Annotated in this window: 17 protein-coding genes and 1 pseudogene; 9 read left to right on the top strand and 9 right to left on the bottom strand. The window is 56.7% G+C overall.

Translation table 11 applies throughout. The annotated features are described in order from the left end of the window. Positions 1-241: 241 nt before the first annotated feature. Together PGR79_RS13290 and hisD are read right to left on the bottom strand one after the other, a co-directional pair. Positions 242-607 (bottom strand): annotated as a pseudogene (locus PGR79_RS13290) (GntP family permease); the annotation flags it as partial. 100 nt (positions 608-707) lie between these two features. Next, entirely contained in the window at positions 708-2,015 is a 1,308-nt protein-coding gene (gene hisD / locus PGR79_RS13285; protein WP_113373993.1) for a histidinol dehydrogenase, read from the bottom strand. A gap of 179 nt (positions 2,016-2,194) precedes the next feature. Here hisD and PGR79_RS13280 point away from each other — a divergent pair, with 179 nt between their 5' ends. Continuing rightward, positions 2,195-3,211: a LacI family DNA-binding transcriptional regulator gene (locus PGR79_RS13280; protein WP_113373994.1), complete on the top strand. Its 1,017-nt coding sequence runs from the start codon at positions 2,195-2,197 to the stop codon at positions 3,209-3,211. Positions 3,212-3,219: 8 nt separating this feature from the next. Here the strand turns inward: PGR79_RS13280 and PGR79_RS13275 are convergent, their stop codons facing one another. Then, positions 3,220-3,843 (bottom strand): glutathione S-transferase family protein, encoded by a 624-nt coding sequence (locus PGR79_RS13275; protein ID WP_113373995.1) that lies wholly within the window; start codon positions 3,841-3,843, stop codon positions 3,220-3,222. Between the two features lie 99 nt (positions 3,844-3,942). On the opposite strand from PGR79_RS13275, the gene PGR79_RS13270 reads away from it, so the two are divergent. The 4 genes from PGR79_RS13270 to PGR79_RS13255 all read left to right on the top strand — a co-directional run bounded on the left by PGR79_RS13270 (position 3,943) and on the right by PGR79_RS13255 (position 8,108). Continuing rightward, entirely contained in the window at positions 3,943-5,091 is a 1,149-nt protein-coding gene (locus tag PGR79_RS13270; protein ID WP_113373996.1) for an iron-containing alcohol dehydrogenase, read from the top strand. A gap of 269 nt (positions 5,092-5,360) precedes the next feature. Next, positions 5,361-7,019 (top strand): alpha,alpha-trehalase, encoded by a 1,659-nt coding sequence (locus PGR79_RS13265; RefSeq protein ID WP_015369256.1) that lies wholly within the window; start codon positions 5,361-5,363, stop codon positions 7,017-7,019. A 63-nt stretch (positions 7,020-7,082) separates the two neighbouring features. Continuing rightward, entirely contained in the window at positions 7,083-7,610 is a 528-nt protein-coding gene (locus PGR79_RS13260; RefSeq protein WP_087859001.1) for a GNAT family N-acetyltransferase, read from the top strand. A 75-nt stretch (positions 7,611-7,685) separates the two neighbouring features. Continuing rightward, entirely contained in the window at positions 7,686-8,108 is a 423-nt protein-coding gene (locus tag PGR79_RS13255) for a glycoside hydrolase family protein (RefSeq protein WP_113373997.1), read from the top strand. Here the strand turns inward: PGR79_RS13255 and PGR79_RS13250 are convergent. Further along, positions 8,105-8,713: a response regulator transcription factor gene (locus tag PGR79_RS13250; protein WP_113373998.1), complete on the bottom strand. Its 609-nt coding sequence runs from the start codon at positions 8,711-8,713 to the stop codon at positions 8,105-8,107. The genes PGR79_RS13255 and PGR79_RS13250 overlap by 4 nt on opposite strands. Before the next feature lie 360 nt (positions 8,714-9,073). After that, a complete protein-coding gene (locus tag PGR79_RS13245; RefSeq protein ID WP_113373999.1) occupies positions 9,074-9,832 on the bottom strand; it encodes an SDR family NAD(P)-dependent oxidoreductase in 759 nt (252 codons plus the stop codon). Positions 9,833-9,950: 118 nt separating this feature from the next. On the opposite strand from PGR79_RS13245, the gene PGR79_RS13240 reads away from it, so the two are divergent. The 3 genes from PGR79_RS13240 to PGR79_RS13230 all read left to right on the top strand — a co-directional run bounded on the left by PGR79_RS13240 (position 9,951) and on the right by PGR79_RS13230 (position 13,583). After that, the gene (locus PGR79_RS13240) at positions 9,951-10,850 is read left to right on the top strand and encodes a LysR family transcriptional regulator (RefSeq protein WP_087858998.1); all 900 of its coding nucleotides are present in this window, start codon (positions 9,951-9,953) and stop codon (positions 10,848-10,850) included. Between the two features lie 107 nt (positions 10,851-10,957). After that, on the top strand, positions 10,958-11,989 hold the full coding sequence (gene yhjD / locus PGR79_RS13235; RefSeq protein ID WP_087858997.1) for an inner membrane protein YhjD: 1,032 nt from the start codon (positions 10,958-10,960) through the stop codon (positions 11,987-11,989). Between the two features lie 271 nt (positions 11,990-12,260). Beyond that, a complete protein-coding gene (locus tag PGR79_RS13230) occupies positions 12,261-13,583 on the top strand; it encodes an MFS transporter (protein ID WP_015703754.1) in 1,323 nt (440 codons plus the stop codon). A 49-nt stretch (positions 13,584-13,632) separates the two neighbouring features. Here PGR79_RS13230 and PGR79_RS13225 read toward each other — a convergent pair whose 3' ends face one another. Next, positions 13,633-15,684 (bottom strand): AsmA family protein, encoded by a 2,052-nt coding sequence (locus tag PGR79_RS13225; RefSeq protein WP_430921821.1) that lies wholly within the window; start codon positions 15,682-15,684, stop codon positions 13,633-13,635. A 194-nt stretch (positions 15,685-15,878) separates the two neighbouring features. Here PGR79_RS13225 and PGR79_RS13220 point away from each other — a divergent pair, with 194 nt between their 5' ends. Further along, complete coding sequence (locus PGR79_RS13220; protein ID WP_045397203.1) at positions 15,879-16,808, top strand: sugar kinase; 930 nt, start codon at positions 15,879-15,881, stop codon at positions 16,806-16,808. A 214-nt stretch (positions 16,809-17,022) separates the two neighbouring features. Here PGR79_RS13220 and PGR79_RS13215 read toward each other — a convergent pair whose 3' ends face one another. The 3 genes from PGR79_RS13215 to hmsP all read right to left on the bottom strand — a co-directional run bounded on the left by PGR79_RS13215 (position 17,023) and on the right by hmsP (position 22,180). Continuing rightward, positions 17,023-18,522 carry a M16 family metallopeptidase gene (locus tag PGR79_RS13215; RefSeq protein WP_430921819.1) on the bottom strand — a complete coding sequence of 500 codons (1,500 nt, stop codon included), beginning with the start codon at positions 18,520-18,522 and terminating at the stop codon, positions 17,023-17,025. 209 nt (positions 18,523-18,731) lie between these two features. After that, the gene (locus PGR79_RS13210) at positions 18,732-20,018 is read right to left on the bottom strand and encodes a dicarboxylate/amino acid:cation symporter (protein ID WP_015369244.1); all 1,287 of its coding nucleotides are present in this window, start codon (positions 20,016-20,018) and stop codon (positions 18,732-18,734) included. A 155-nt stretch (positions 20,019-20,173) separates the two neighbouring features. Further along, entirely contained in the window at positions 20,174-22,180 is a 2,007-nt protein-coding gene (gene hmsP / locus PGR79_RS13205; protein ID WP_047047804.1) for a biofilm formation regulator HmsP, read from the bottom strand. Positions 22,181-22,273: the final 93 nt, after the last annotated feature.

The following is a 22,273-nucleotide window of genomic DNA, read 5'->3' as shown; positions in this document are numbered from 1 at the left end:
GCCGCATCGCCTCCAGATATAACCAGCCGCCAATAGCCACAAATGCGGAACCCAGCACCCCAAGCCAGGGCGCCGCCCAAGAGGTCGTACCGTAAAAGGTAGTCGGAATAATATTCTGAATCTGTGGCGAACCCGGTAGCGCATCCATCGTAAAAGTGAAGGCGCCCAGCGCGATAGTCGCAGGCATTAGCCGTTTCGGAATTTGGCTCTGGCGGAACATCTCAGCGGCGAAGGGATAGACCGCAAATACCACCACGAATAACGAAACCCCACCATAGGTTAACAACGCGCAGACCAGAATAATCACCGGCATCGCCTTGTTTTGTCCCATTAGTCGGGTAACAGCACTTACGATTGAACGGGAAAATCCGGAAAACTCAATTAATTTCCCGAAGACCGCGCCGAGTAAAAAAACCGGGAAATAGAGTTTTACAAACCCTACCAGCTTATCCATGAAGATATCGCTGAATACCGGGGCAACAGCGGCTGGCTGGGTGAGTAATACGGCGCCGAGCGCAACCAAAGGGGCAAAAAGGATCACGCTATAGCCGCGATAGGCGGCGAGCATCAGCAATCCTAACGCCAGTAAGGCAATCAATACGTCCATAGGGTTATCCGTCAGCATGGCCGCCGCTTATTTCCTTGTTATCGGGCGGCCGATGTTAAGTTGGGGAGCGTATCCCGCTTCCCGTTTCAGACCTTACGGGTTATTCAGGAACCCCAGCGTAAGGAACGTCTTTATTGCCGTAGCGGCGCACGCGGACATTGGCCTGTTCACCGTGGCCGGAGAAACCTTCGAGGGCGCACAGACGCGAACAGTACTCGCCGATCTGCGCGGAGGCGCTATCGGTAAGAACCTTTTGATAAGTGCAGGTTTTGATGAACTTCCCAACCCACAGCCCTCCGGTATAACGCGCCGCTTTACGCGTCGGCAGGGTATGGTTGGTGCCGATAACCTTATCGCCATAAGCTACGTTCGTTCGCGGGCCCAGGAACAACGCGCCAAAGTTCTGCATATTTTCGAGGAACCAGTCCGGGTCGCAGGTCATTACCTGCACATGTTCGAACGCCAGCTCATTGGCGATTTTCAGCATTTCTTCCCGGTCTTCAGCCACAATGATTTCGCCAAACTTCGCCCACGACTGGCGCGCGATTTCCGCGGTGGGCAGCACCGCCAGCAGGCGTTCAATTTCCGCCAGCGTTTCGCGCGCCAACGTTTCCGAGGTCGTCAACAAAATCGCCGGAGAATCAGGGCCATGCTCCGCCTGACCTAACAGGTCGGTGGCGCAGATTTCGCCATCCACGCTTTCATCGGCAATGACCAGGGTTTCCGTCGGCCCGGCGAACAGATCGATACCGACGCGGCCAAACAGCTGGCGCTTGGCTTCAGCGACAAAGGCGTTGCCCGGCCCTACCAGCATATCCACCGGGGCGATACTCTCGGTACCGACTGCCATCGCCGCCACGGCCTGAATACCGCCCAGGCAGTAGATTTCGTCGGCCCCCGCCATATGCTGCGCAACCACAATCGCCGGCGCCGGCTTACCGTTGAACGGCGGCGCACAGGTGACAATGCGCGGCACACCTGCGACTTTCGCGGTGATAATCGACATATGCGCCGACGCCAGCAGAGGGTATTTCCCGCCCGGCACGTAGCAGCCCGCCGCGCTGACCGGAATATTTTTGTGTCCCAGAATGACGCCCGGTAGCGTTTCAACCTCGATATCTTTCAGGCTGTCGCGCTGGTGCTGAGCGAAGTTACGCACCTGCTCCTGCGCAAAGCGGATATCGGCAATATCGCGCTCCGACAGCTGCGCATAGCAATCATCGATTTCCTGCTGCGACAGGCGGAAGTTTGCGCGATCGAGCTTATCGAACTTAATCGACAGCTCGCGCACCGCTGCGTCGCCGCGCGCTTCAATATCCGCCAGGATTTTCTCTACCGCTTCACGAACCGTACGGTCGTGAGATTTCACTGCTTCAGATTCCGCACCGCGCTTGAGCCAGATAGCCATAACTTGCCTCACTATAATGTTAATAAAATGCTAATGCATTCGAATTCACTTTCATCCTGGCGTGAATGAAATGTTATGTGAAGCAGCAATGCATTCGAATGCAACGGAGATCGCAAAATTAGTGACAGGGGGGAAGATTCACGCATAATGACGGGGCATGGGTCAGGAGAGGCAACGGAATGGCAGGTCAAAACAAACGAGCAGTCACCAGTTACGATGTCGCGAAAGCGGCTGGCGTCTCGCAGTCTGCGGTATCCCGCGCCTTTACCGAAGGAGCGAAAATCTCGCCAGCCACCAAAGAAAAGGTACGTAAGATCGCCGCCGAACTGGGCTATCGTCCGAGCTTTATCGCCCAGTCGCTGATCACCCGCCGCTCAACGCTTATTGGTATCGTCGTTCCGGGGTTGGTGAATCCCTTCTACGCCGCGGTTCTGGATGAACTGTCACAGGCGTTGAACCTGATGGGATACCGGGTACTGTTGTTTTCGATGTACCGCGATGATGACACTACCCCCATCATGGAAGAGATTCTGCGTCATCGTGTTGAAGCGCTAGTGCTGGTGTCCAGCAGCCTTTCTTCACACTTTGCTCATGAATGCCAGCAGCTCGGCCTGCCGGTGCTGCTACTCAACCGCAAAAACGACAGCCGGTCGGTTTCCAGCGTCACCAGCGATAACCTGGCTGGCGGCGCCGCGATTGCCGATTTCCTGCTGGATCTCGGCCATCAGCAGCTGGCATTTGTTGCCGGTAGAGATACCTCCTCTACCAGCCGCGACCGTGAGACAGGCTTTCGACAGCGTCTGGAGGCCCGCGGCGCCCGCCCGATGCTGCGCGATAGCGGAATGTGGTCGATAGAAGAAGCGATGAACGCCACCCGCAGGCTGATGGCGCTACCAACGCCGCCGGACGCGCTATTTTGCGCCAACGATATGATGGCCATCGCCGCCCTCAATGTGGTTGTCGGCGAAATGGGCATGAAGGCGGGCAAAGATATCTCCATCGTCGGGTTCGATGATATCGCCATGGCCAGCTGGCCGCTGATAAATTTAACCACCTGGGTCCAGCCGCTATCGGAAATGGTGGATACCGCCATCGCCGTGCTGAAAACGCAGCTGGGCGCGGTTGAAACCAGCGCCGTTCAGCATGTCCTGCAAGGGAAGCTTATCGTCAGGGGCAGTACCCGCCCGCAACGCTAAATCAGCGGCTACGCCACGCCGTTATTACCGTGGCGCATAAATGCCGGACGCTGGTTAAGGGCCATATACCAGCGTTCGACGTTTGCCATCTCCGGGTGGGCGAACGGCGTCATTTTCCAACGGTGCACCGAAAGCCCCAGCACGATATCCGCCAGCGTAAACGTCTCGCCGGTCAGCCACGCGCCGGTGCGCAGCAACTGGTTGTCGACAATCTGTACGCAGCGCGTCCACGCGGCAATACTCTCTTTAATCGCCGCCGGGTCCTGAAAACGCGGGTCTTTACGCACCAGCCCCGTGAAAGCGTAGCGCCAGGCGCTATTAAACTCCGTCGCCTGCCAGTCCATCCAGTGTTCTACCTGCGCCGCGGCACGTAACGCCGAGGGCAACAAATCCTCACGACCGGCCTTACGCGCCAGATAGCGGCAGATGCTGTTCGACTCCCAAAGGACAAAATCATCATCCACCAGCACCGGCACTAACGCATTCGGATTGAGCGCCAAAAATTCCGGCGTATCAAGCGGGCTATAGCCGCTGCCATAATCTTCCTGCTGATACTCGACCCCCGCCTCTTCGCAGGTCCAGAGCACCTTGCGCACGTTAATAGACGAGCGTTTACCCAAGATTCTTATCATCGTCAGCAACCCTTTTTCGTAATATGGCAGACATGAAGCTTGCCGGATAATGTGTATAGTGGATTGCAGAATAATTATCCACTACAGGTACTCTTACACATGGTCACTCCCTTCAACATCTTAACGCCGGGCAATATCCGCTTTGGCCGCGGGCAGGCCCGCAGCGCCGCGCCGTGGCTGGCGCAATATGATGCCCCGGTGCTGCTGGTTCACGGCGCGACCAAAAGCCGCGCTCAATTTTTACTGAGCGAACTGAGCGCATTGCATCTTCAGGTCAGCACTTTTGCTATCGCCAATGAACCCACGCTGGACGATATTGAACGCGGCGTACGGCTAGCGCGCGAGCGCGGCGTTGGCGCGGTGGTCAGCCTCGGCGGCGGCGCGGTCATTGATGCCGGTAAAGCCATTGCCGCGCTGGTCCCGGCAAGCGGGCCTGTCATCGACTATCTGGAAGTCGTCGGAACGGGGAGAATACTGGAAGCCAGCCCGCTACCGTTTGTCGCTATTCCCACAACATCCGGCACCGGCGCGGAGGTCACTAAAAACGCGGTCATCAACGTCCCGCTGCAGCAGCGCAAAGTCAGCTTGCGTGACGACCGCATGCTGCCGCAGCTGGCGATTGTCGATCCGGCGTTAACGGATAACGCCCCCCGCGCCGTCACCCTCGGCTCCGGCCTTGATGCCTTAACTCAGGTTATCGAACCCTGGCTGTGCACCCGGGCGACCCCCTTCACCGATGCTCTGTGCCGGGAGGCGATCCCCCGCGGCATCGCCGCGTTAAAAACGCTGATGGAAAAAGAGTGTGCCGACAGCCGCGACGAGCTGGCCTGGGTCAGCCTGTGTGGCGGGCTGGCGCTGGCCAACGCCGGGCTGGGCGTGGTTCACGGTCTTGCGGGGCCGCTTGGCGGGCTAAGCGATGCCTCCCACGGCGCGCTCTGCGGCTGCCTGCTGCCCTTTGGGCTGGAACTCAATGAGTCGCAGGTAACCAATCCGGCGCTGCGCCAGCGTTTCCTCGACGTGCGCCAGTGGATCGCCGCCGGGCTTGGCGTCTCGCCGGATGACGCCTGGCAAAGCCTGCGCGAATGGAGCCAGCGCTCGGGGCTCGGCAATTTACGCGACCTCGGCGTGCCGCGCGAAGCGCTGGAACCCGCCGCGCTGGCGGCCAGTAGTTCATCGTCGATGAAAGCCAATCCGGTCACGCTGGATTCAGAGCAACTGCTGGAGATGCTGGAAGCCGCCTGGGAGTAAACGAGCCAACCGCCTGCGTTTACCGGGGCGGTTCAAATTTTGTTGCATAATGAATGCTCCGAATTTCGTTTTCGCGCATTCACGATACCGGTAAATATTCACCCTTTAATTTCAAAGGCCTGCTCTACATCCCTGTCGTTTTTATGCACTGAAAAGCGTGACCTGACGCACAGTTTGTCTTCCGCAGACCGAAGCGAGTGTCTACGCTTATTAGAGAGCCCGGGCATGCCCGGCCCCTAAACTCACGCTATTCGGAGGCCTGTATCGCTATGTTCAGCCAGAAACTACGCAACGTTGATGACGACGAGTTGAGGATCGAAAACGATCCGTGCTACGAAGCCGATCCGTATGAGTTAAAACTGGATGAAATGTTCGACGCCGAACCGGAGCCGGAGATCATCGAAGGGCTACCGGCGTCTGACGCGCTGACCCCCGCCGACCGCTATCTCGAGTTGTTTACTAACGTACAAAAGTCGCGCATTTTTCTTGATAGCAAAACCTTTCCCGACTGCGCGCCAAAACACGATCCGCTGGATATCCTGATGCACTACCGGCGGGTTAAGCGTACGCCGGAGTTCGATTTGCGTCAGTTTGTGGAAGACAACTTCTGGCTACCGGATAGCCACGCCGATGATTACACCTCTGACCCGAAACTGACGCTAAAAGAGCATATTGATAAGCTGTGGCCGGTGCTCACCCGTGAACCGCAGGATCATATTCCGTGGTCATCGCTGCTGGCGCTACCGCAGTCGTACATCGTCCCCGGCGGGCGTTTTAGCGAGACCTACTACTGGGATTCCTACTTCACCATGCTGGGGCTGGCGGAAAGCGGCCGTGAAGATTTGCTCAAATGCATGGCCGACAACTTCGCCTGGATGATTGAAACCTACGGCCACATTCCCAACGGCAACCGCACCTACTATCTCAGCCGCTCCCAGCCGCCGGTATTCGCCCTGATGGTGGAGCTGTTTGAGGAAGATGGCGTTCGCGGCGCGCGACGCTATCTCGATCATCTCAAATTAGAGCACGCCTTCTGGATGGACGGCGCGGAATCGCTGATCCCTAACCAGGCCTACCGTCACGTGGTGCGTATGCCTGATGGTTCACTGCTTAACCGCTACTGGGACGACCGCGATACGCCGCGCGATGAGTCCTGGCGAGAAGATGTCGAAACGGCGAAGCATTCCGGCCGCCCGCCAAACGAGGTCTATCGAGACCTGCGCGCCGGTGCGGCTTCCGGCTGGGACTACTCCAGCCGCTGGCTGCGCGATATCACCAGGCTTGCGAGCATCCGCACCACCCAGTTTATTCCCATCGACCTCAACGCTTTTCTGTTTAAGCTGGAAAATACCATCGCCAATCTTTCCGGCCTGAAGGGCGATCGCGAGGCTGAAGCCGAATTTCGCCGTAAAGCTAACGCACGCCGGGAGGCGGTGACCCGCTACCTGTGGGATGAAGAGTGCGGCTGTTTTCGCGATTACGATTGGCGCCGTGAGCAGTTGGCCTTGTTCTCCGCCGCCAGCATCGTCACGCTGTATGTCGGGATGGCGACCCACGCCCAGGCCGAACGGCTGGCGGATGCCGTACGCGCGCGTCTGCTCACCCCTGGCGGCATCATGGCGACGGAATATGAAAGCGGCGAACAGTGGGATAAACCCAACGGCTGGGCGCCGCTGCAGTGGATGGCGGTACAGGGATTCAAAATGTACGGCCACGACCCGCTTGGCGATGAAATCGCCCAGAGCTGGCTGCAGACGGTGAATCAATTTTATCTTAAACACCACAAGCTCATTGAGAAATATCATATCGCCAGCGGCGTCCCACATGAGGGCGGCGGCGGGGAGTATCCGCTGCAGGATGGCTTCGGCTGGACCAACGGCGTCGTGCGGCGACTCATCAGCCTGTACGGCGAGCCGAGGTCTTCATGAGGCACTTTCCGTCGGCAGGCTGTGCTGTTAAGGTTTTATTTTCCCTTTGCCAGAGCCGACAACATGCCCGAACTGCTTACGCCGCGGCTGCGCTGCTCGCCGCTGCAGCTTGACGACTGGTCTTTTTTTCTCAGCCTGCAACAGGATCCGCAGGTGATGCTCTATGTCGCGGATAACCGGCCCATCGCCGATATCCGCGCCGCGTTTGATGCGCGCCTGCCGGTCTGGTCGCCTAAGGCCGCGCACTGGCTGTGCCTGGTGGTTCGCGATCGGCAAAGCCATACGCCCCTCGGCCTGACCGGCTATTGCCACCACGATGATGATATTGCCGAAGTGGGCTTTCTCTTCGCCCCACAGGCGCAGGGCCAGGGCTACGGATATGAATCACTGCGGGCGCTATGTGATTACGCGTTTTCTACAGGCGGCATCCGTCGCCTGACCGCCAGCGTCACCGCCGGGAACCAGGCCTCAAAACAACTGCTGCTAAAAACAGGATTTATTCAGGAAGGAGAGCTACGCGAGAGCTACTGGCTACATGGCCGTTGGCACAATGACTGGCTGTTTGGCCTGATGCGCCACGATTACCAATAAGGCCCTAGGCCATCCGGCGAATGGGGGCGACCCCGCTTTTCCTCTACACTGCCGCCAACCACAGAGGAAAAGATCATGACCGTCACCACGTTAAGCCTGCCGGGGCTGCGTTTTATCCAGCGGACGCAAGGGCTGGCGCTGCTGCCGTATCAGGACAAATTTGGGCAATGGCGGGTCGGCTACGGCCACGCTATCGGTGAAGATGAGAAAGAGACGCCCATCACCGCCGAACTGGCGATGATGCTATTGACGCTAGACCTGCTGCGGTGCCAACAGATATTACAGCGCAGGTTAGTCGTGGAACTGACTCAGCCGCAGTGCGATGCCCTGCTGGCGCTGGTATTCAGTTTAGATGGCAGCGCCCAACCGGAGTTGGAGGCTATTTTGCGTTCTCTTAACAGCCACAACATAACGCAGGCGCTGGCGATATGGCGGAAAATTGACCGCGATAACGCCTTCCGCCTGCAGGAGTGCGAGTGGTTTTCTCAGACCAGTTAATTGTCACCGACGCTATTAAATGCCATCGCCGCCTGGGTTCGGTTTTTCACATCCAGCCGCCGATATAACGACTCAAGATGCGCTTTCACGGTCCCTGCGCTGATATTTAACGTACGGCTAATTTCCTTATTAGAGCTGCCTTCCGCCAGCAGTTTTAAAATTTCCTGCTGGCGGCGACTGAGGTGCACCGCATGTTTATTGCGATCCGCGGAGGTCATTAACCAGGTGCCCGGCAGACACATCATCCCCAACATGATGCTATTAATGATCTGGGCAAACATATCGGCGCTATCCTCACGCTGGGCAATGGCGCGCACGTTCCACGCCAGCGCTCGTTGCAGCCAGCCTTTATTATCATCTGAAACCACTAATAATACTTTGGCATGCGGAAAACGCTGCTGCTTCTCCTGGAGCAACCAGCAACAAAATTCACTGTTCAGGTCGCCATCAAGTATGAGGAGCGCCTGCGGATGAGCCGTGAGCAGCTGCCACAGCTGTTCTGCCTGACAGGTACTATGAATATTAATTTCAGGAATACGTTGTTGTAAGCCGACTTTCATTCCATGAATAAATATTGACTGCCTGTCAAACATGATTACTTGCATGGACTGCTCTCCATCGAAAAAAATACCCCTTAAAAAGTGGGGGAAGGGTAATATCAGCCAGCAAAAATAAGAACTCGCCGTATGACCTAAGCCATTTTACCGATGGAGTAGATGATATAAACATCATGATGATGAATAGTTACACGCCAGCGCGTAACGATTACTCATTCATAATATTTATTACATTTGACGTAAGAAATTCCTTAATTAAACGGATAGCTAACAGGATAATAATATTATTTCTGCCAGTGTAATCCAACCGCTTAAAATCAGCGATACGCATGATGCAAAAGAGTGTTACGGAATAATAAAACGCACAATATGGTGACGCCCTACGCCATTATGCGCAGGGCGTGGTAATTATAAAAACATGCCGCCGGAAACCTCAACGCGCTGGGCGTTCATCCAGCCAAGCTCGTCGCTCAGCAGCGCAGCAATAGCATTGCCGATATCATCCGGCAGGCCGACGCGCCCCAGCGCCGTCTGGGCGGCAATATGCTGGTTAAGCTGGGCATTATCACGCACCGCGCCGCCGCCAAAGTCGGTCTCAATCGCGCCGGGCGCGATGATATTGACCGATATCCCGCGCGCGCCGAGTTCCTTCGCCTGATAACGGGTTAACACCTCCATCGCCCCTTTCATCGCCGCATAAGCGGAATAGCCCGGCAGCGCAAAGCGCGCCAGCCCGCTGGAGACGTTCAGAATGCGCCCGCCGTCTTTAAGCAAAGGCAGCAGCTGCTGAGTAAGGAAGAACGGCCCCTTAAAGTGGATGTTCATCAGCTCGTCAAACTGCGCTTCGCTGGTCTCACTAAACGGCGCGGTCAACCCGATGCCGGCATTGTTCAATAAATAATCGAAGCTGTCGCGCTGCCACTTCTCCTTCAGACATTGCGTCAGCTGTTGCGCAAAGCCAGCAAAACTTGCGCTATCGCCGACGTTCAGCGGTAATGCCGCCGCTTTCGCGCCTGTTTGCTCAATTTCGCGCACCACTTCCAGCGCCGCCTGCTGGTTGCTGTGGTAGGTCAGAATAATATCGGTTCCCTTCGCCGCCAGCTTCAGCGCCGCATTTTTTCCCAGACCGCGGCTGCCGCCGGTCACTAAAGCGATACGTTGTGTCATCAGAAACCCCTTCGTCATTACGTGTGTGTGAATAAAGAGCTTATTAGCAGACGTAGTAACAATAAATGCGCTAAATTACGTTTTACTGTTTCGTTAATAACAACAATAGGCAGTAGGTATGGATAAAATTCACGCAATGCAACTCTTCATCCGCGTCGCGGAACTGGAGAGTTTCTCTCGCGCCGCCGATACCCTTGGGTTGCCCAAAGGTAGCGTATCGCGACAGATCCAGGCGCTGGAAAGCCATCTCGGCGCCCGCCTGCTGCACCGCACCACCCGCCGGGTGCAGCTGACTCAGGACGGCATGGTCTATTACGAACGCGCCAAAGATCTGTTAAGTAATCTCGAAGAGCTGGATGGTATGTTTCAGGGCGATCCATCGAGCATCAGCGGCCGCCTGCGTGTCGATATGCCGATCAGCGTCGCCAAAAAACTGGTCATCCCGAAACTTCCCGCGTTTTTACAACAGTATCCCGGCATTGAAATCGAACTGAGCAGTAGCGACCGGCTGGTCGATGTGGTGCGCGAAGGCTTCGACTGCGTGATCCGGGTGGGTACGCTCAAAGACTCGGGACTCATCGCCCGCCCGCTCGGCAAGCTCACGCAAATTAACTGCGCCAGTCCGCATTATCTGGCGCGCTTCGGCTACCCGGAAAGCCTCGACGATCTGGCGGATCATGCCCTGATCCACTACGCCAGCAACTTCGGCGCTCGGCAGCCTGGTTTTGAAGTCGTCAGTGATGGCGCCGTGCGCTGGGTGAAAACCGGCGGCGTGTTGACCGTCAATAGCACCGAAACCTACCAGGCCGCCTGTCAGGCCGGGCTCGGCATTATTCAGGTTCCGCGCATCGCGGTACGCGAACCGCTGCGCACCGGCGAGCTGGTTGAGATCCTGCCGCAGTACCGCGCCGAACCGATGCCGGTATCGATTATCTATCCACATCGGCGCAATCTCTCCCGCCGCGTGCATCTCTTTATGGAGTGGCTGGGCGGATTGATGAAAGGTTATGTCGATTAATCAGCGCTAGTCGTCAATACCCGTCTGGCCGATGGGCGCCTGCAAGATGCGTCGTTTAAGGTATACTTTTGGCTGAATATCGCTGTAAAGAAAGGAAGAAATCACTTATGACGCCGGAAAACGACGATCGCCAGCCGCCACAGGAAACGGACCAGCAGCCGGAGAAAAACAAAAGTACGCTCGCCGCCATCAACGATTCCGCCGTTGGGCAGAAAGCTAACCAGGCGCTGAAAACGGTCACCGGAACGGCGGCTAAAGTCCAACGTAATCCGGTGATAGCCCACCTGCTACGCGCCGCCGAGCGCTTCAATGACAGGCTTGGCAATCAGTTTGGCGCAGCCATTACCTACTTCTCATTCTTGTCGATGATCCCGATTCTGATGGTCTCGTTCGCCGCCGCCGGTTTCGTGCTGGCATGGCATCCGACCCTACTGCAGGACATCTTCGATAAAATTCTGCAAAACGTCAGCGACCCGACGCTGGCGGCAACGCTTAAAAACACCATCAACACCGCCGTACAGCAGCGTACCGCCGTCGGGCTAGTCGGCCTGTTGGTCGCGCTCTACTCGGGCATTAACTGGATGGGCAACCTGCGTGAAGCGATTCGCGCCCAGTCGCGCGACGTGTGGGAACGTACGCCGCAGGATCAGGAAAAAATCTGGGTTAAATACTTCCGCGATCTGATCTCGCTGATTGGCCTGCTGGTCGCGCTGGTGATCACCCTGTCAATTACCTCCGTCGCCGGGTCTGCGCAGCAGATGATCATCTCCGCGCTGTATCTCGATTATATAGAATGGCTGAAACCCGCATGGCGCCTGATTGGCCTGGCGATTTCCATCTTCGCTAACTATCTGCTGTTTTTCTGGATCTTCTGGCGACTGCCGCGCCACCGTCCACGCCGCAAAGCGCTGTTCCGCGGTACGCTAATTGCGGCGATTGGCTTTGAGATTATTAAAATCGTGATGACCTGGACGCTGCCGGCGCTGGTGAAATCCCCCTCCGGCGCCGCCTTTGGTTCGGTACTGGGGCTGATGGCCTTCTTCTACTTCTTCGCCCGTCTGACCCTCTTCTGCGCCGCATGGATTGCGACCGCAGAGTATAAAGACGATAAGCGGATGCCGGGCAAAACCCACGATTAAAGTCATTATCGGGCTGAATAAAGACGCAAAATTCAGCCCGACCTATCATTTCAGCAGATAAATCCAATGCGTAACTTTTATTTAACCTAAAACTGGTTTTATTCTCTAATATTTTAATTATGTGAAGCATTTCATAGAAGATATTTTCTCAGGGCGAAAATTATCCGCTTTTTGCCTGTTTTTTGCGTGATGGCGAGTTTTGTTACAGATTGAAATGTCTCTTTTGCTGTGGCTATATGGCTTTTCGTTCGCTCAAAAATAAGAAAGATCTATGCAAGCCACAGCCACTACTATCGACAACGCGCAAGACGCCACGCCGGTTAACTCGCGTAATAAAGTCGTCGTCGCCTCGCTCATCGGCACCGCCATTGAGTTCTTCGACTTCTATATTTACGCCACCGCCGCGGTTATCGTCTTCCCTCATATCTTTTTCCCACAGGGTGATGCTGCCGCCGCGACGCTCCAGTCGCTGGCGACGTTCGCCATCGCCTTTGTCGCGCGCCCGATTGGCTCAGCGCTATTCGGCCACTTCGGCGACCGCGTAGGCCGTAAGGTCACACTCGTTGCCTCGCTGCTGACTATGGGGATCTCCACCGTGGTCATCGGCCTGCTGCCGGGCTATGAAAGCATTGGCATTCTGGCGCCGATGCTGCTGGCGCTGGCGCGCTTTGGTCAGGGTCTCGGCCTTGGCGGCGAATGGGGCGGCGCGGCGCTGCTGGCGACGGAAAACGCTCCGCCGCGCAAACGCGCGCTATATGGCTCCTTCCCGCAACTGGGGGCGCCAATCGGCTTCTTCTTCGCCAACGGCACCTTCCTGCTGCTGTCGTGGCTGTTGAGCGACCAGCAGTTCATGGAATGGGGCTGGCGCGTGCCGTTCATCTTCTCTGCGGTACTGGTCATTATCGGTCTGTATGTTCGCGTGTCGCTGCATGAAACCCCGGTCTTCGCTAAGGTGGCGGCGGCGAAAAAACAGGTCAAAATCCCGCTTGGCACGCTGCTGACTAAGCACGTGCGCGTGACCGTGCTCGGCACCTTCATCATGCTGGCGACCTATACCCTGTTCTATATCATGACCGTTTACTCCATGACCTTCAGTACCGCTGCCGCGCCGATTGGTTTAGGTTTGCCGCGTAACGAAGTGCTGTGGATGCTGATGATGGCGGTCATTGGTTTCGGCGTGATGGTGCCAGTGGCGGGCCTGCTGGCGGATGCCTTTGGCCGTCGTAAAAGTATGATTATCATCACCACGATGATTATTCTGTTCGCGCTGTTCGCCTTTAAACCGCTGCTTGGTTCCGGCAACCCGATTCTGGTCTTCGCCTTCCTGCTGCTGGGCCTTAGCCTGATGGGGCTGACCTTCGGCCCGATGGGCGCGCTGCTGCCGGAGCTGTTCCCGACGGAAGTTCGTTATACCGGCGCCTCTTTCTCCTATAACGTGTCGTCGATCCTCGGCGCGTCGGTCGCACCATATATTGCCGCCTGGCTGCAGGGCAATTACGGCCTGCCGGCTGTCGGTATCTACCTGGCGGCGATGGCGGCGCTGACGCTGATCGCTCTGCTGTTGACCCACGAAACCCGCCATCAATCGCTGTAAGCTGCAGGCCCTGACGCTGTTGCCGTCAGGGCCATCGCTCATCTCATCCTTACTTTTTCATCTGCGACAAAATTGTCCGGCACTGATTCGCCTCGCCTTCCGCCGGCGAGATCAGCGCCAGTAAAGCGGCCGCCGGCGTGACCAGCGTCGCTAACGCTGCCGCCACCGCGCCGCGGGCAATCAGCGGCCCGGCTTTCACCCCGGCATCCGGTGATTTAAAGGTACCGCGCACGTACAGCGGAGAACGCAGAGTAATCACCCGCAGGCCCTTACTTTCCGGGTCAACGGTCAGATCCAGCTGTTCAGAGGCAAAGCTGGCGGTGCCGGTAATGTTAATCAGCGCGTTCTCGGTATCGAAGGCGAAAATTTGCGGTCGCGCCACGCCGTTGACCACATCAATATTGGCCGCCGCGCAGTTCACCCGAACCTCCTCATCGCCGAAAATCTGCCCGATGATAAAATTACCGACGTTTAAGCCGAGGATTTCCATCAGGTTGCGGCTAATCAGACCATCATTCATCAGCAGCTTAAGGTTGCCGTTGCTGTTACCAAGCAGCGCCGCCACCGAGTTACCGCTGCCGCGCAGTTGTACATCGCCGCTCATCTCACCGAGCGTTTTCTGCATCATTTCAACATTCGGCATCAGCGCCTTGAGCTTAAGCCGCCGCGCCTGCAGATTGGCTTCGCCCTGTAGCGGTTTTTTATCGCCCTGCAGATGCACGCTGCCGGCAATCGAACCGTTGGCCAGGCCAAAGCGCACCGGCTGCAGGCGCAGGTCGCCGCGCTCAAGAATAATGTGGGTTGCCAGGTCGCTGATGGGCAGAGTACCGCCGTGTTCGATTCGCCGTCCCTTGAAGCGCACATCGGCGTCCATCACCTGCCATTTATCCGTCTCAAAGCGATCGGCCGGCAGGACTTTTCCCGCTGGCTGTACGGCATCGCCCGCTTTGCGTGATGAGGATTTCTTCGCCCCGCCGCCGGAATCAACGCCAATCAGCGGGCCGAGGTCCGCCAGCCGCAGCTGTTTAGATTCCAGATCGCCGGTGAGCTTCGGTCGCGGTTTGCCGGTGGTATAGGTCAACGAACCGTGGATATCGCTGTCGCCAATCCGGCCGTTAAAATCGCGATAGGCAAAACGCATGCCGTTTTTATGCTTAAAGTCGGCGCGCAGGCGGCCATCGGTGGAAAACGACGGCGTTTCCGGCAGCAGGACGCCGGTCAGATCGTAGAGGTCGCGCAGCGAGTCGCCGGCAAATTTCAGCCGCAGATCGAGCCCGCCGACATTAAGCGGATCGCTGACCGTGCCGCTAAACGCTATCCGGGTATTACCAGAGTGAAAATCCCCTTGTAGCGGGAACGGCGTACTATCGCTACGCAGCGCCAGCATGCCGCCAATTTTGCCGCTGCCGCTCAACGGCTGGCCTTTGTAGCGCCCCTTCACCGACAGGCCAAAGATATAATCGCCGGCTTTTGTCGCCTGCGCTTTGTCGCCCGCACCGGTGACTTCGCTAAACGGCAGCGCTTTGCCAAGCGGATCGACCACGATCGCGATATCGCTGCGGGTTACCTTATCGTCAATGGCGATGTTGCCGCGATCGAAGAGAATATTATCAAGGCGGAAAGACCAGGCCGATGGCGGGTTGGCTTTTTCGGATGCCGGGTCAGAAGCTAATTTAAAGGTCCAGTTATTGCTGTTTTCCGTCAGCCGAATCAGCCGGACGTCGGGCTGCTCGAGCTTAATCCACGGCAAATAGACCGTTTTGCTCAGCAGCGCCAGCGGGGCCAGCGTCGCTTCTACGCGCGGCAAATGCACCATCGTCACTTGCGGAATGTCGGGTGGGTTACCCAGCACAATATCTTCGGCATGCACATGCGGCCACGGGATCCAACTGCGCCAACCGCGCTCCTCAGGCTGTCGCTCCCACACCACGCCCAGGTCGCCGCGGATGGCGAATGGCCGATTGAGTTCGGCGGAAACTTTCTGATTGATCGTCGGCTTGAGCCGGTTCCAGTCAAAGGTAGCCAATACGATGAAAAAAAGAACGATTAACAGCACAATCGTTCCCGAGATAATAGCAATCGTTTTACGGGCTCTGGTCATCCCCTCTCCGCTCCTTTTGCGTCTCGTCACTCCTCACTATAGTTGAAGAGCGGAGATTCATCCGCCAAATGCGCTTTTCGTCACATTTTGCGCGTCAGGTCAAAAAATAATGGAACGATGTTTTAATATGGTTGACCATGTCTGGTACCCAGCGCAAACTACCGCTAATTTCGATTCAATTTCAGGTCAGCACTATGTCTAAGAAAATTGCCGTGATTGGCGAATGCATGATTGAACTGTCAGAGAAAAACGCGGCGGTGAATCGCGGTTTCGGTGGCGATACCTTAAACACATCCGTCTACATCGCGCGCCAGACCAGCGCCGATGCGCTTAGCGTGCACTACGTGACCGCGCTGGGTACCGACACCTTCAGCCAGCAGATGCTGGAGTCCTGGCAGGGCGAACAGGTAAAAACCGATCTGATTCAGCGTATGGCTGACCGTCTGCCTGGCCTTTATTACATTGAAACGGACGAGACCGGCGAGCGCACCTTCTACTACTGGCGCAACGAAGCGGCGGCCAAATTCTGGCTCGAAAGCGAGCGCGCTGACGCCATCTGCGAAGAGCTGGCTACCTTTGATTACCTCTACCTGAGCGGCATCAGCCTCGCCATCCTCAGCCCGTCCAGCCGGGAAAAACTGCTCACGCTGCTGCGCGAATGCCGCGCTAACGGCGGGAAAGTGATTTTCGATAACAACTACCGTCCGCGCCTGTGGGCCAGCCAGCAAGAGACTCGCCAGGTGTACCAGCAAATGCTGGAATGTACCGATATCGCTTTTCTGACGCTGGATGATGAGGATGCGCTGTGGGGAGCGGTACCGGTTGCCGAGGTTATCGCCCGTACCCACGCCGCTGGCGTCGAAGAGGTGGTGGTGAAGCGCGGCGCGGACTCTTGCCTGGTGGCGATTGCCGGCCAGCCGCTGCTGGAGGTGCCCGCGGTGAAGCTGGCGAAAGAGAAAGTGGTGGATACCACTGCGGCGGGCGATTCGTTCAGCGCCGGCTATCTGGCGGTGCGCCTGACCGGCGGCGACGCGGAATCCGCGGCGAAACGCGGACACCTCACCGCCAGCACGGTTATCCAGTATCGCGGGGCAATTATCCCGCGCGAAGCGATGCCGGACTAAGGTCCGATTCCCCCTGCTACCAAATCGAACAGTACTGTAGCCTCGGTAAGCGGTAGCGCCACCGGGGATTTTGAGGCCGCCAATACCGGCAGTTTCAGTAGCCATGGGGACAGAGGTAGAGTTAACAACTCCAGCTCGCAATGGCACGAACCGTAGGCCGGATAAGGCGTAGCCGCCATCCGGCGCAAAAGCGGCTCCGCGCCCGCTGCCTGTGTTACTGCGCTGGGGGAATATCCGTCGCCTCATTATGCGCATCAACCGCATCCGGCGTGGCGCTCACCGCCGCAGCGGGCGCTGGCGCCATCAGTTTTTCCCACGTCGCTTTCAGATCTTTCATGTTGTACTCCGGCTCGCCTTTCGGCTGCTGCAGCACCAGCGCCATATCCTGCGATAACTGCTGGCGCAGATACTGGTTCAACATGTCGACCGTCAGTGAGTTCAGGAACTCCTGGCGCAGTTTCTGATACTGCTCCGGCGCGATATCCACCACCTGATTTTGCAGCGAACGCATACGTTGGCTAATCAGGATATCGGTATCCGTGCGCGCGTAGGTGGCGAACAGCTTTTGCAGTTCAAGATTCTTTTGCGCAATCAGCGCATCGAACTCTTCCTGAGGCAGACCGTTGTCGCGCACCTTCGCCAGCTCGCGCGATACCGCGCTCAGATTGGCGTTCAGACGTTCGCCCGGCGAGTCGATATTGATCGCGCACTGGGCGCGCTGATACAGCACGCGGCAATCAAAACCGAGGCCGATATCTTTTACGTTGCTTTTACTCAGATTCTGCTGCACGTGCCAGAACAGCGCTTCCCGAGCCAGGTCATCGCGCCAGTAGCGCTGCAGCGCGGCGGAATCGCGGATCGGCTGCCATGGGGAATCCCACATGATCGACAGCTTATCCTGACGTACGGCATCGGTCATGATGCTAACCGGCGTAGCTGGCAGAGGTGAAAGCGTTGGCACCGCCGCCGGGGTCTCGCGTTTACCTTTCAGTTCGCCGAAGATTTTGTTGATTTGCTCCGCGACGCTGCGGCTATCGACGTTACCGACGACAATCAGCGTCATCGCGTCCGGGGTGTACCATTTCTGATAAAATTCTTTCAGCTGTTTAATATCAACTGGTTGCTTCAACGGCGCCGCCGGATCGTGACCGAGCATCGTTGAGCCCTTCAGGCGATAGCGCCACCAGCCTTCCTGGGTATCCAGCGGCCAGGTCGCCACCATATCGCTGCCCTGCAGCGCATGATTGACCGCTTGCTGGGTGATGCTCAACTTACCGTTGGCGTCCGCCAGCCAGTTCAACGCTTCTTTAAGCAGGTCGTTGCGGTTGTTCGGCAGGCTCAGATTAAACAAGGTGAAATCATACGAAACGATCGCCGGCGGCAGAGGACGCTTCGGGTCAATACTCTGCTGCCACAGCGAACGCGCCTGCATCGTCGGGAGGCTGCCGCTTTGGGTCAGCGCCAGGCGCGGAATGAAATGACTGAAGCCGCTCTGCTGAGTGCTTTCGCTCAGCGAGCCAATATTCACAGCCAGGCGGACTTCGACGCGATCGCTAGGACGCTGCGGCGTGGCCAGCACCTGCCACGAAAAACCGTTCGCCAAAGTCCCCTGTTGCCAGGCCGGGTCCGGCTGGAGCGCTTCTGCCTGCACAGAACCGGCCGTCGCTATCATCAGCAAACCACCGGTTAAGAGTCGAATTTTTGTGCCCTGCATGTGAACCCCTGATGAACATTCCTGGTTACATAGGCAACCCATCGCCGGGTTGCCGAAAAAGGTGGTGAATCAAATACGTCGGTTAGACCACGCGAAGGCGAAAATGTCGCATGAAGACGTAAAATAATCATGAGGTATCATTCCCCCAGAAGGGGAATGATACCTAATTTTGCGCAGGAGCCCATAGTTCATGGGCATAACATGAGGAATTACGAGGATAATTCTTGTGATTTGTCCGCGGGAACGCGGTTATTTAACACATCATCGAGCTGTTTGGCGTCGAGTTCTTTCACCCATTTCGCGACGACCACGGTCGCCACGCCGTTACCCACCAGGTTGGTCAACGCGCGCGCTTCCGACATAAAGCGGTCGATACCGAGAATCAGCGCCAGACCCGCCACCGGCAGATGCCCTACCGCAGAGATGGTCGCCGCCAGCACGATAAATCCGCTCCCGGTGACACCCGCGGCCCCTTTCGAAGAGAGCAGCAGCACCACCAGCAGGGTGATCTGATGGAAGATATCCATATGGCTATTGGTGGCCTGGGCGATGAACACCGCCGCCATCGTCAGGTAGATGGAGGTGCCGTCGAGGTTGAAGGAGTAGCCGGTCGGTATTACCAGCCCCACCACCGATTTGCGGCAACCCAACTTCTCCATCTTATCCAGCATTCGCGGCAGCGCGGACTCCGAAGAGGAGGTACCCAGCACAATCAGCAGCTCTTCACGGATATAGCGAATGAACTTGAAGATGCTAAAGCCGGTAGCCCGCGCGATAGAGCCCAGTACCAGCACCACGAACAGAATACAGGTGATGTAGAAGCAGATGATCAGTTGGCCCAGCTGTACCAGAGTACCGACGCCGTATTTACCGATGGTAAATGCCATGGCCCCGAAAGCACCGATCGGCGCCAGGCGCATAATCATGTTAATGATGCCGAAAATGACCTGCGAAAAGCTTTCAATGACGTTGAAAATCAGCTGCCCTTTGCTACCTAAACGATGCAGCGCAAAGCCAAACAGGACGGCAAACATCAGCACCTGCAAAATATTACCGCTGGCGAAAGCGCCAATTACGCTTCCCGGGATAATATCGAGTAAGAAGGCGACAACACCCTGATCTTTAGCCTGCTCGGCATAAACCGCCACCGCGTGCGCGTCCAGCGTCGCCGGATCGACGTTCATGCCCGCGCCGGGTTGCACCACGTTGACAATGATAAGACCGATAATCAACGCAATGGTACTCACCACTTCAAAGTAGAGTAACGCCACCGCACCGGTACGACCGACGGCCTTCATGCTTTCCATCCCGGCAATCCCTGTCACAACGGTACAGAAGATAACCGGGGCAATGACCATTTTAATCAGTTTTACGAAGGCGTCGCCGAACGGTTTCATCTGCGCGCCAAGCTCCGGGTAGAAATGGCCCAGCAAAATACCGATGGCTATGGCCGATAAAACCTGGACATAGAGGCTTTTGAAGAGAGAGAGTTTCATAGGGTGTCCTTTGGGAATAACCACAGACAATGAAAGGTTATCTGTGTCTGTGGCTTAAAAATAACACCCTGGAAACATTTCAGAAATAAGTAACCGCGAAGTTGCAACGGAATTGTTAAAATATTTGAGCTGACTCGCACAAACAACTAAAAATGTTACAAACTTGCATCATCCTTTTCAGCGTGCAGGAAGCGCTGCATGAAGCTTTCCAGCGGTAAGGCGCAACCAAACAGGTAACCCTGGGCGATGTCCACCCCAGCCGCTTGCAACCATTTCAGCTGTTCTTCTTTTTCGACGCCCTCAGCGACGATCCGCAGCTTGAGCCCGCGCGCAAGCTGAATTATCGCCGGGACCATGCTGGTATCATCCGGCACCATATCAATAAACGCCTTGTCGATTTTCAGAATATCCACCGGCAGCGATTTCATATGTTGCAGCTGGCGCAACCCGGCATAACCCATGCCGAAATCATCCAGCGCAATACGCGTACCGGCGTCGCGCAGCGGGCGCAGCAGGGCAATCACCGCCTGTGGATCGTCAAGGCGGCGGCTTTCCGTCACCTCCAGCACCAACGTGCCGGGGGCGATACGGTAGCGTTCAATAAGTGCCAACAGCTCAACGCCGCGCTCGGGATGCAACAACTGCAGTAGCGAGACATTCACCGACAGCGGCAGCATGATGCCCTGCTGCTGCCAGGCTGCCAGTTGACGGCAGGCTTCTTCCATTACCCAATAGCCTACCGGCACCATCAACCCGCAGTTTTCAATTCGCTCAATCAGATCGCACGGTAGCGACCAGCTGCCATCGGCCTGTCGCTGACGCAGCAGAACTTCCGCACCGCAAATATCGCCGCTGGCAATATCCACCTGCGGCTGGAACCAGATGGCGAACTGCTGATTATCGAGCGCGGTGAGGATGTCGTGCTCTTCCATTAACCGGCGCTGGGCTTTTTCCATCTGCTCAGGGTCAAAGAACTCGATTTGATTTTTACCCTTACGCCGTGCCGTCACCGCGGCGGAAACCGCACGGCGATAGAACTGTTCGGCGTTCAGCTCGCTATTAAACATCGCGATGCCGACGCTGGCACAGGGGCGCAGCTGGACACCGTGCAGCGGCAATCGCTCGCTAATAGAAGTGAGCACTCGCTTACTTAGCGAAACCGCTTCCCAAGGCTCGCTAAGTCCGGGCGCGTAAATGGCGAAATCGTAACCGCTCACCTGCGCCAGTACCATATTGGCCGGGATAACTGCTTTTAGTTTCTCGACCAGCGTTAAGAGCAGCATCTCGCGCTGGCTCTCTTTCAGGACGCCCGCGGCATCTTGCAGGGTTTCACACGCCACCACCAGCAGCGCCGAAGGCTGCGGACGGGTCGCGGTCTGCTCCAGCATCGCCATCAAAAAGGCTTTGTTGGGGAGCTCAGACACCGGAAAACGGGTCGATTGCAGCGATAGCTCATCATGCTGGCGCAGCAAAGACTGCTGATTGCGGTTGTAGCAGCGCACCAGCATGCCAATTTCATCGTCCTGGTGCAGTCGCGGTAGGCTCAGTTGATGTCCAAGACGATCCTGAGGCGGAATATCGTTGAGTTCGCGGGCGATGGCGCGCAGCGGGCGAACAATCAGTCGGTTGATGCACCAGGTGAGCGCTACCGTTAAAACCAGCACCAAAAGTAAGTAAGTGGTCACCAACGTCGCAAGCGCGCTCATGACGAATTTGTACATGCGATAGGAATCCGCCTGCAGTACCAGATAAGCCAGCGGCTGCGGGTTAGCCGGGCGTTCCAGCGAGTAGATTGGCAGAGATATCTGCACCGGCAGTTCAAACAAGCGAGTGATCATCACCGGCACCGGACGCTCGGGAATAAAGCGCATCCGCAGCGCCTGGAATTGATTCGGTAGCACCACATCCGCCCGGCTGACGATGCCAGCAGGCTGAATGCGGCCCAAAATGGCTTCCGCTTCGGGAATGTCGGCTTTCAAAATAGCCGCCGACAGCGGCTCGCGAACGGAACGGGCGATACTTTCTAATTGCGTGGCCGTGGTATAGCGACTCTGTTGCACAAAGTGAAACAGCAAAATAGAACAAAAGACCAGGACAAACGCCATGGACACGCTCGCGACCATCGCCATCTGTTTAATTGTAAGTGAGCGGCTGACGCGCAACTGTGTTCTCCACTGAAACTGAACGACTATCCGGCAAGATCCATCGATACCGGTCGTTTTCAGGCTGATTATATACGCAAATGGTTCGCTCTC

It is taken from the genome of Klebsiella sp. 141161 (assembly GCF_050600815.1).
GTDB classification, from domain to species: domain Bacteria; phylum Pseudomonadota; class Gammaproteobacteria; order Enterobacterales; family Enterobacteriaceae; genus Klebsiella; species Klebsiella aerogenes.
Note: the sequence above shows the minus strand (reverse complement) of the source record. Positions and strands in the feature narration are given on the sequence as shown.

What these genes read in the sequence shown, in the direction of transcription:
- PGR79_RS13225 (WP_430921821.1), bottom strand. Translation starts at nt 15,684, where the DNA reads ATGACCAGAGCCCGTAAAACGATTGCTATTATCTCGGGAACGATTGTG.
- PGR79_RS13220 (WP_045397203.1), top strand. Translation starts at nt 15,879, where the DNA reads ATGTCTAAGAAAATTGCCGTGATTGGCGAATGCATGATTGAACTGTCA.
- PGR79_RS13240 (WP_087858998.1), top strand. Translation starts at nt 9,951, where the DNA reads ATGGATAAAATTCACGCAATGCAACTCTTCATCCGCGTCGCGGAACTG.
- PGR79_RS13215 (WP_430921819.1), bottom strand. Translation starts at nt 18,522, where the DNA reads ATGCAGGGCACAAAAATTCGACTCTTAACCGGTGGTTTGCTGATGATA.
- PGR79_RS13210 (WP_015369244.1), bottom strand. Translation starts at nt 20,018, where the DNA reads ATGAAACTCTCTCTCTTCAAAAGCCTCTATGTCCAGGTTTTATCGGCC.
- hisD (WP_113373993.1), bottom strand. Translation starts at nt 2,015, where the DNA reads ATGGCTATCTGGCTCAAGCGCGGTGCGGAATCTGAAGCAGTGAAATCT.
- PGR79_RS13270 (WP_113373996.1), top strand. Translation starts at nt 3,943, where the DNA reads ATGGTCACTCCCTTCAACATCTTAACGCCGGGCAATATCCGCTTTGGC.
- PGR79_RS13275 (WP_113373995.1), bottom strand. Translation starts at nt 3,843, where the DNA reads ATGATAAGAATCTTGGGTAAACGCTCGTCTATTAACGTGCGCAAGGTG.
- PGR79_RS13265 (WP_015369256.1), top strand. Translation starts at nt 5,361, where the DNA reads ATGTTCAGCCAGAAACTACGCAACGTTGATGACGACGAGTTGAGGATC.
- PGR79_RS13230 (WP_015703754.1), top strand. Translation starts at nt 12,261, where the DNA reads ATGCAAGCCACAGCCACTACTATCGACAACGCGCAAGACGCCACGCCG.
- PGR79_RS13255 (WP_113373997.1), top strand. Translation starts at nt 7,686, where the DNA reads ATGACCGTCACCACGTTAAGCCTGCCGGGGCTGCGTTTTATCCAGCGG.
- yhjD (WP_087858997.1), top strand. Translation starts at nt 10,958, where the DNA reads ATGACGCCGGAAAACGACGATCGCCAGCCGCCACAGGAAACGGACCAG.
- PGR79_RS13250 (WP_113373998.1), bottom strand. Translation starts at nt 8,713, where the DNA reads ATGCAAGTAATCATGTTTGACAGGCAGTCAATATTTATTCATGGAATG.
- PGR79_RS13245 (WP_113373999.1), bottom strand. Translation starts at nt 9,832, where the DNA reads ATGACACAACGTATCGCTTTAGTGACCGGCGGCAGCCGCGGTCTGGGA.
- PGR79_RS13260 (WP_087859001.1), top strand. Translation starts at nt 7,083, where the DNA reads ATGCCCGAACTGCTTACGCCGCGGCTGCGCTGCTCGCCGCTGCAGCTT.
- PGR79_RS13280 (WP_113373994.1), top strand. Translation starts at nt 2,195, where the DNA reads ATGGCAGGTCAAAACAAACGAGCAGTCACCAGTTACGATGTCGCGAAA.